Genomic DNA, 8,467 nt, shown 5'->3' with positions numbered 1-8,467 from the left:
AATAATCTAATTTTAACCGAAAGCGTCAACATGTCCTGCGTTTGTCAAAGGGCAAGTGTTAACCTAACTCGTTAATAATACAATTTAAATTTTAATTTTTTTATAATTCTTACATCTCCGACCTCGAAAATATGGCATCTGAGCATGTTGAAATATCCTTTCAGCCAATCTGAGCAATCTTCAGGCGTATAACACGGTGAAAAGACTTCACTATGCTTCGTCCAAATTCGGCTTCGCCGAACTTCTTTTACACCGAGGACGTTATACGCAATTCGTTCACGGTGCCCAAGAAATTTAAAGGAGGTGTGAGAAATGGAGGATATGAAAAATAATAAGAGAAAAATACCTGGTATGCTTTACATACTTGTTTCCTTTACGCCGTGGATTGTTTACTGGATATTATGTGGTATGGGCAACGTGCTGGGCATTGTTGTTCCTCTTGCAATCTCTTTACTTCTCGTAATCCCTCAAATCTGCAAACGGGACTTTAATCTGATGGATCTTACTTCTGTTCTCTATTTCAGCATAGCTACGGTAGGCACATTTATTCTCAACTTGAACATATTTGTGGGAAGTAGTGGTTTTCTGGGTTATTCTGTCCTGTTCCTTATGGCTCTTTTTTCTTTAATCGTCAAGCAACCTTACACTTTGCAGGTTTCAAAAAGAGATTACCCAGAAATCTATTGGAAGGACAAATTGTTTTTAGCCATCAACACTCTAATCACAATAGTTTGGGTTAGCATCTTTCTATTAAACGCAATCATATTTTTGCTTCTTACTAAACCCTTTACAGTAGCTCTTTCAAACATTTTAATTGCCCTCGGTATAGTCTTCTCAATCATTTTCCCTTTGAAAGCACCTGCTTATTTCACTTCAAATGAATTCAAGAAATATGACTGGAGCGTTAAGGTGAATCCTCAAAAGCCAAAAGAAGAAAACGAATACGATGCTATCATCGTTGGTTCTGGAATAGGAGGTTTAACCTGTGGCACCCTACTTTCAAAGAGAGGCTACAAGGTTTTGATTCTAGAGCAACATTATCAGGTTGGAGGTTATTGCTCCTCCTTCCAAAGAAAAGGGTTTATCTTTAATACCGGAGTGGAAGATGTAAGCGGGTTATGGGAGAAAGGGCCTCTTACATATCTTCTACGAGAACTGGAGCTGAAAAAAGAGGATTTGTTTGTGAGAAATACATCAAGGTATATCTTCAGAGGTGATGAAATTGATAAACCTCGCAATTTAGAGGAGTTCATAAAACTGCTCTCAGAAATGTTTCCGGATGAGAAGGAAAGTATTTCTGATTTCTTTGATGAAGCTGAAAAAGCTTACGAGGAATGCTATGGAGAAGCCGAAATTTACGGAACACCTTTGCCTGCCGAGTTGATTGTGAAAGTTTTTGGAGAACGAAAGCTTTTGGACTATCCAAGGGAGCACCCTCATTTCTATGATTGGATGAATAAATCGTTTAAGCAAAAGCTTGACGAGCATTTCAAAAATGATGATTTAAAAACATTGCTCTGTGCTCTATTAGGTTACATCGGAACAGACCCTGATAAAACCTCAGCGAGCAGCGCACTCACCGCATGTGTATCCTACTATCTCTATGGAGGTTATTTTCCGAAAGGAGGAGCTCAGAAATTTGCGAATAGTTTGAAGGAGTTTATCGAGAGGTATGACGGTGAAGTCTTGCTCAAACATAAGGTAGATAAAATATTGACGGAAAAAGGAGAGGTAAAAGGAGTAAAAGTTGGAGATAAAGTTTTTAGAAGTCCCGTTGTCATATCCAATGCAAACGCTAAAAGCACCTTTTTAGAACTTGTCGGAGGGGAGAATTTGGATAAAGGATTCGTTGAATATATAAAAGGGTTAAAAATGTCTCCTTCTTGCTTTATGGTATTCTTAGGTGTAGATACAAATCTATCCAACTATCCAACCCTCATTAAAAATCTGGGTGAAGATTATGAGGTTGTGATTAATTCAAATGCTGACCCAAGTTTGGCACCAAAAGATAAATCCAGCGTTACGATATTGACAGGTGCCAACTACCACGATTTTCCAGAAAGGGGAACGAGGGAATATTTGGAAAAGAAAAAGGAACTTGCTAAAATGTTGATCCACAAAGTCGAACAAACTATTCCTGATTTGAGCAAGCACATAGTTGTTCAAGAAGCAGCAACACCTAAAACCTTTGAAAGATACACTTTCATGCCTGAAGGAGCACTTTATTCCTTTGATCAATCAATTGGAGTTAAAAGACCCTACTTTAAAACGCCGATTAAAGGCTTGTATTTGGCAAGTGCATCAACTTTCCCAGGAGGTGGAATTGAAGCTGTCGTAATATCAGGAATGATTTGCGCAAACGATATATGTAATTGGGAGGTTAAGGCGCCATGAACGAACTCTCCGTTTTGCTTCGCAAAGCTCCGACCCTAACGGGTGCGTATAACAGCGGATAAAAGGGAAATCAAAGATTTCCCCAAATTGCCTTCGGCAACTTCTTTTACACCGAAAACGTTATATGAAATTGCTTGCCTCACAAATCTATGAAAGAAGGGACAAAATGGAAAGCAAACTCATCACGATAGGTTGGATTGCAGCTTTGATTATGGCAATCTGGATACTGTTGGGTGGGATATTAATGGACATTATTATGCCTACCGCCGGATTTGAAAGCTATACTGGCCAAGCCTGGAGTGACTTTGCTAGTGCCAACCCAAGGCTAGCGGATTTGTATAGAGCAGATCACAGAGAGATTGGATGTTTAGCTCTTTGCATTGCAACCCTGATTATCGGCATAGTATTGACCGGTTATAGGAGAGGAGAAAGATGGGCTTGGCTTACCCTTCTAGTAGCTGGCATATTTGGCTGGGGTGGTGTCTTAGTCACTAGCATAATTGCTGGAAAGACGTTTGTCCTGGTGACGGGGAGCATTGGCACTGTACTGTTTGCCATTGCCATTTTAGTCCCAGCGAGAGTTATTTTAGCTCGGAAGTGAGTAGAAAAGGATCTTAAAAGCCCTGAAGTTAGAGAAGGGACTCGCAACTTCATATAACAGAGCGTATCTGGCTTCGTACTTTTGGCACTTAAATTCCCCTCTTGGAGAACTTCAGATACGCTGAAACGTTATATGACATTCCGCCCCTTCGCCGTATCAGAATATATAAAAAGTCATCAATATAATCATGGAATATGGGGATAAAAATGGCAGCAAATCCATTAATTCTTTCAAATTTGATGGATGCCTCGAATTAGCGTTTTGAGGCTGTGGAAAGAGAGGGTAGTTCTAAGCCATGTTTGACTAGGAGGGACTCGTTGGTCAATATTTTCTCCCTTGATCCATCGGCCACAATCTTTCCATCGTTAAGTAACACGGCTCGCTCACAAAGTTCCCAGGCCAGATTCATATCATGGGTGGCGATGATCTTGGTTTGCTTTAATTCCTTGAGCAAATCGATGACATGTCTCCTTGCCCTGGGATCGAGATTGCTTGTGGGTTCATCGAGGGCCAAAATCTCGGGGTTCATGGACAGAATGGTGGCGATGGAAACCTTCTTTTTCTCCCCAAAGCTTAGATGATGAGCTGAGCGATCTCCAAAACCAGTGAGCTCCACTTCTTCGAGTGCCTCTTTTACTTTCTTTCTCACTTCATCCTGGGATAAGCCCATATTCGTGGGGCCAAAGGCAACATCATCGAAGACCGTTGGGGAAAAGAGCTGATCATCGGGATCTTGGAAGACCACCCCCACCAGACTCCGGATCCGCCTCAGATTTTTTTCTTCCAAGGAAAGACCCCGAATCTTGATGGTCCCTTCGCCCCTTAAGATACCATTCAATTGAAGAAGGAGCGTTGATTTTCCAGATCCATTGGGACCGACTATGGCCACCGATTCCCCTTCTTCGATATCCATGTTGATTCCCTTCAATGCCACCGTCCCATCTGGATAGGTGAACTTAAGATTGGCGATTTCTATTATTTTCATGAAACCACCCATAGTCGAATAAAGATCAAATACAAAATAATCAAGGAGAGGAAACAAAAATCCCTCACAGTTAGGTGTAGATTATCCAAGGTTTTTATTTCCCCGCTGAAACCTCGGGAAACCATGGCCACGTACACCCGCTCCGCACGTTCATAGGTGCGCATAAATAGGGTACCGATCATGTTGCCTATGGTTTTGATCTGCCAAGTCTTATGGCCTCCAAAATTTCGAGAATCCCGAGCTCGTTTCATGCGCATGACCTCATCGACGAGGACAAAAATATAGCGATACATAAATGACAGGATTAATATCATGACCTTCGGTATTTTGAGTTTTTCCAATCCCTTAAGGAGATCGGGAAATTTGGTTGTGGATGAGAGCATGATCATGCTCAATACCGAGAGCCAAGATTTGATGAGGACGTTCCAGAAAATTATGAGTCCACTATAGGTGAGAGTTAAGCGAAAGGAGCCGAAACTATATCCCCCTGCCACCTCACCGGGTTTAAAGAAAGGGATGAAGATGGCAATCATCAGAACGAATGGAACGATAACCAAGGAGCGTTTAAGGGTGAAGGAAAGGGGGACCTTTGAGAGGATGGCGATGAATAGGATTAAAGCAAAGTAAAGCCCGAAGGAGCTCCAGGAAGTTGGTGGGGTAAGGACGACAAAAAGGATGAAGGAGAAAAAGGAAATGATTTTAATGCGAGGATCGGAGTTCATGAATGAAACTCTGTAGATAGCTATATCTATCAATAAAGCTATGTTCCACTTCCTCTCCTCCTTTGCACTTTAGGCTTCTAATGGTTTTATGCCCTAGACATAAATAGAGTGATCTCTAAGAGCCATCCTTACAGGCGCTAGCTGCTGCGAGCCTACTCGCTGCTCTCTTAAGGGCGAACGCCCTCCCTAAGTTCGGGTCGGGCCGTTGCGCCGACTTTTAGGGGTTACTTGGGCTCAGCCTTTCTTTTTATGACGATTCCCACTCCATATGCGATCACAAAAACAATCAATGTTCCCATCAATCCAGCGAGGGCGGTGGCTACCGACTCCACTTTTATGCCTGGCATGGCGTAATCGGGAATGGGAGCATGAAAGACTTCATGCCCCTCTCCCTTTTCCAAGAAACCATATTTTTCAGCCACTTTTTCCAGCCCATCTGGCCAGGAAGAGGCAAACGGCGAGATAAAGATGGCCAGAATTAATGAGACAAGTAAGCCAAAAAGTATAACCCTTTTCACTTTCATCACCTCACACCTTCTCCAAGGCCAAAAGATCCGGTCTCGTTTTGTGTACGAGGGCTATGGCTACGGTGGTGATAAGTCCCTCACCTATACCGATTAAAGCGTGTATGGAGACCATAGCTGGAAGGGCCACGTACAGGGGAGAGGTGCCGGAGATGGCCAGTTCTATGGCACAGGCAGCCGAAGCCAGAACCACCGATGCCCAAGCTGCCAAAAAGGTGGCTGTAAATGTACCCACTTCTCCCTTAATGAGGTACTTTAATCCAAAGTAGATATAGTAGCCCAGGATTCCTCCGATTATGCCCATGTTGAAGATATTAGCTCCTAAAGCGGTGAGACCACCATCTTGAAATATGAGACATTGGACGAACAGGACCATCGCCATTGTTAAACAGGACATCCATGGACCAAGTAATATCGCAGCAAAGACCGCTCCCAGGAAGTGACCCGACGTTCCACCGACTACGGGAAAATTTAACATCTATATTGCCTCCTTTCAATTTTTAAGCATTTAAAACGAACCTTGAGGTTCTTTAGGAGGCTAGTGCCATCCATTAACTTAACTTTCCCTCTTCCCTATAGCTTTGTTATGGTTACGGATTCTCCTTCTGAGGAAAGGCGGTTTAGCTCTTCTAAGACTTTTTGAAGGGAAAAAATCGATTCGGAAATTTTACTCCCCGCGGTGGAAAGTTCACTAGTTAAGCTCTTTAAATCCGCGTTTTTGGCTATGTTTCGCCATTGCTCGGTGTGCTTCTCGTAGAGTTTACCGAGCTCAATGGTCTGATGAATGGAGAGCTTAAACTGCGGCAAGTTAACTCCCCAATGCACACAGTGGATTCACCTCCTTGAAATTTCCTCGATAGCCTCAAATACAAATTCTCTCTAAAAACAAAAACCACGAAGTTGCTCGGCTTTCGAGCCGAATTTAGACCTTCGTGGTCTAAACTATTAATAATTATGTTCTATAAACTTTTGGAAAATCCTGCTTAAACTTATTTTTGTTGTTTTTTCCTTTCGGTGAGGATTACTTTATGATCGAGGAATTTGATCTCTTTTACATCGGCTTCCACGAATTTTTGTTCACCAAAGAGATCCACTAGTAGCAATTTATCCCTTTCGGGCTTTATGGTGATCACATTTTCCATGAATTCCACGAGATTCCCCTCTTTTTCCATATAAACCTTTGCTTCACACATCTTCTTTGACCTCCTGTGGTAGACCAAGTTTTTTCCTCACCAAGGCTATGGCCTCGTCCATTAAATGTGGTAGGGGTAGGTGAGTGACTCCAATCAAGTCGATATGGGGGTGGCTTAAGGGTAGTAGAATCTTCTGGGCGGGCGAGGCAGCGATAGCCTCGGCCATGCCCGGAGTAAGTTCTCCCATCATAGAATCTGGGATCACTACAGAAATCGATCCGATGATGATGTCGGCGTTGTTTACGGAGAGCTTTACCGCATTTTCTCCCGTAGCACCTCGGTTGGCGCCGGCCTTCATCATGTTACTCGTGGCAATGGCATTCGTCCCTAAAACCACTATCTCAGCCTCCGGTACATTTTCCCGCAAGCGGGTGACTATCTGATGTCCAATGCTCCCACCCATTCCATCGATAACCACTATGGTCATAATGTCCTCCCCATTTAAGAGAGATAAGGAATAAGTCTGGAGAGATAAGGAAAAAATCTTTTTGACTCATCCCTAATCCCTCATCCCTTGTTATTCGAGCCAAGGTGAAAGTTCATCGATAATTTTCTTTTTAGGCACAGGACCCACCAATTTTTTCTGCACTTCTCCGTTTTTAAATAGGATAAGGGTGGGGATGCTCAGGATATCATATTGTGCAGCTGTGTTTGGATTATCATCCACATTTAATTTAGTTACCTTTATTTTCCCCACATACTCTCCAGCTATTTCATCAAGAATGGGCGCAATAATTCTACAAGGACCACACCAGGCAGCCCAGAAATCCACGAGGACAGGGATGTTCGATTTTAGAACCTCTTCTTTGAAATTATCGTCGTTTAAATGGATGACTTTTCCGCCCATATTAATCTCCTTTCCTAAGTTCGGTGTAAAGATCGCTGAAGTTTTGCTCAACATATTTTTGAGCCGAAATTGCAGCGAGAGCACCTTCTCCTACGGCTGTCGTCACCTGTTTAAGAGGACTTTTCCTGACATCGCCTGCGGCGAATATACCCTCCACTGAAGTTTCGAGTTTCTCATCGGTTATTATGTATCCTTTTTCGTCGAGATGCAAAATATTTTTGACAAAATTGCTATTGGGAATGGTCCCGATGTAAACAAATATACCAGCAACTGGAATTTTTCTGAGCTCCCTGCTTATTTTATCGCGAACAATCACTCCTTCCACCTTGGTTCTTCCCAAAATTTCCGTCACATTTGAATTCCAGAGGAATTCTATCTTTGGATTCTTGAAGGCTCGATCTTGCAGGATCTGGGTTGCCCTGAGCTCGTCACGACGGTGAACCACAATGACTTTTGAAGCAAATTTTGATAAAAGCAGTGCTTCTTCAACGGCTGCATCTCCACCACCGACCACTAAAACGACCTTATCTTTAAAAAGAGGTCCGTCGCAAGTGGCACAATAAGAGACCCCTTTACCTTGGAGTTCTTTTTCTCTTGGAATGTTGAGTCTTGCGGGATGAGCTCCCGTGGCTATTATTATCACTTTTGTGAGATAATCACCCCTGCTCGTGATGACCTTCTTTAATCTATTCTGTTTCTCGATGGAAATTGCTTCACAGGGTAGTGCTATGTCCAATCCGAAGTGTTGTGCCTGCTCCTCCATCAGTTGCGTGAGCTTAAGACCGGAAATTCCTTTGGGAAATCCCGGATAGTTTTCGATGAGGTCCGTGGTTAAAGCCTGTCCCCCCAGTGTTTCCTTCTCGATGAGCAGTGTTTTAACCATCGATCTGGCCATGTAGATACCCGAAGTCAGACCGGCGGGACCTCCTCCAATTATCATGGCGTCGTAAATTTCTTTATTCAAATTCTTCACCCTCAGTTTCTTTATCTTGAATTTAAAATGCAAAGATCAAAAATCAAAATTACAGAACAAAATCCAAAATTTATTTTGGTCCGATGTTTCCGTCTAAATAATCCCACGAGAGTCTCCGAGATGATAAAACCTTGGACGTTGGACTTCGGAGATGGGATAATTTTGAATTTTGAATTGAAATACGCTCATCCAAACATTGCATACCTATTATAAACTTTCCACGATTTG

Annotated in this window: 11 protein-coding genes; 2 read left to right on the top strand and 9 right to left on the bottom strand. The window is 42.7% G+C overall.

Annotated elements, in window-relative coordinates; translation table 11 throughout:
* The first annotated feature begins 312 nt into the window (after positions 1 to 312).
* Positions 313 to 2,394 (top strand): FAD-dependent oxidoreductase, encoded by a 2,082-nt coding sequence (locus QMD66_05515; protein ID MDI6822297.1) that lies wholly within the window; start codon positions 313 to 315, stop codon positions 2,392 to 2,394.
* Between the two features lie 166 nt (positions 2,395 to 2,560).
* A complete protein-coding gene (locus tag QMD66_05510; protein ID MDI6822296.1) occupies positions 2,561 to 2,995 on the top strand; it encodes a hypothetical protein in 435 nt (144 codons plus the stop codon).
* 253 nt (positions 2,996 to 3,248) lie between these two features.
* On the opposite strand, the gene QMD66_05505 is transcribed toward QMD66_05510, so the two are convergent.
* The 9 genes from QMD66_05505 to trxB all read right to left on the bottom strand — a co-directional run bounded on the left by QMD66_05505 (position 3,249) and on the right by trxB (position 8,230).
* Entirely contained in the window at positions 3,249 to 3,980 is a 732-nt protein-coding gene (locus QMD66_05505; GenBank protein MDI6822295.1) for an ABC transporter ATP-binding protein, read from the bottom strand.
* A complete protein-coding gene (cbiQ, locus tag QMD66_05500; GenBank protein MDI6822294.1) occupies positions 3,977 to 4,735 on the bottom strand; it encodes a cobalt ECF transporter T component CbiQ in 759 nt (252 codons plus the stop codon). Before cbiQ ends, QMD66_05505 begins: the two co-directional genes overlap by 4 nt.
* A 191-nt stretch (positions 4,736 to 4,926) precedes the next feature.
* Positions 4,927 to 5,220 carry a PDGLE domain-containing protein gene (locus tag QMD66_05495; GenBank protein MDI6822293.1) on the bottom strand — a complete coding sequence of 98 codons (294 nt, stop codon included), beginning with the start codon at positions 5,218 to 5,220 and terminating at the stop codon, positions 4,927 to 4,929.
* 10 nt (positions 5,221 to 5,230) lie between these two features.
* On the bottom strand, positions 5,231 to 5,704 hold the full coding sequence (locus tag QMD66_05490) for an energy-coupling factor ABC transporter permease (GenBank protein ID MDI6822292.1): 474 nt from the start codon (positions 5,702 to 5,704) through the stop codon (positions 5,231 to 5,233).
* A 95-nt stretch (positions 5,705 to 5,799) separates the two neighbouring features.
* Positions 5,800 to 6,051 carry a hypothetical protein gene (locus QMD66_05485; protein ID MDI6822291.1) on the bottom strand — a complete coding sequence of 84 codons (252 nt, stop codon included), beginning with the start codon at positions 6,049 to 6,051 and terminating at the stop codon, positions 5,800 to 5,802.
* Positions 6,052 to 6,215: 164 nt separating this feature from the next.
* A complete protein-coding gene (locus tag QMD66_05480) occupies positions 6,216 to 6,419 on the bottom strand; it encodes a CooT family nickel-binding protein (protein ID MDI6822290.1) in 204 nt (67 codons plus the stop codon).
* Positions 6,412 to 6,846: a DUF3842 family protein gene (locus QMD66_05475; GenBank protein MDI6822289.1), complete on the bottom strand. Its 435-nt coding sequence runs from the start codon at positions 6,844 to 6,846 to the stop codon at positions 6,412 to 6,414. Before QMD66_05475 ends, QMD66_05480 begins: the two co-directional genes overlap by 8 nt.
* A gap of 90 nt (positions 6,847 to 6,936) precedes the next feature.
* Positions 6,937 to 7,266, bottom strand: a complete 330-nt coding sequence (gene trxA / locus QMD66_05470) for a thioredoxin (protein MDI6822288.1) — start codon at positions 7,264 to 7,266, stop codon at positions 6,937 to 6,939.
* A gap of 1 nt (position 7,267) precedes the next feature.
* Positions 7,268 to 8,230, bottom strand: coding sequence for a thioredoxin-disulfide reductase (gene trxB, locus QMD66_05465; GenBank protein MDI6822287.1), 963 nt, complete (start codon positions 8,228 to 8,230; stop codon positions 7,268 to 7,270).
* Positions 8,231 to 8,467 lie beyond the last annotated feature (237 nt).

The sequence above is a fragment of the Actinomycetota bacterium genome (assembly GCA_030018275.1).
Taxonomy (GTDB): Bacteria; Actinomycetota; Aquicultoria; order Subteraquimicrobiales; family Subteraquimicrobiaceae; genus Subteraquimicrobium.
This window is presented reverse-complemented; position numbering and strand designations above follow the sequence as displayed.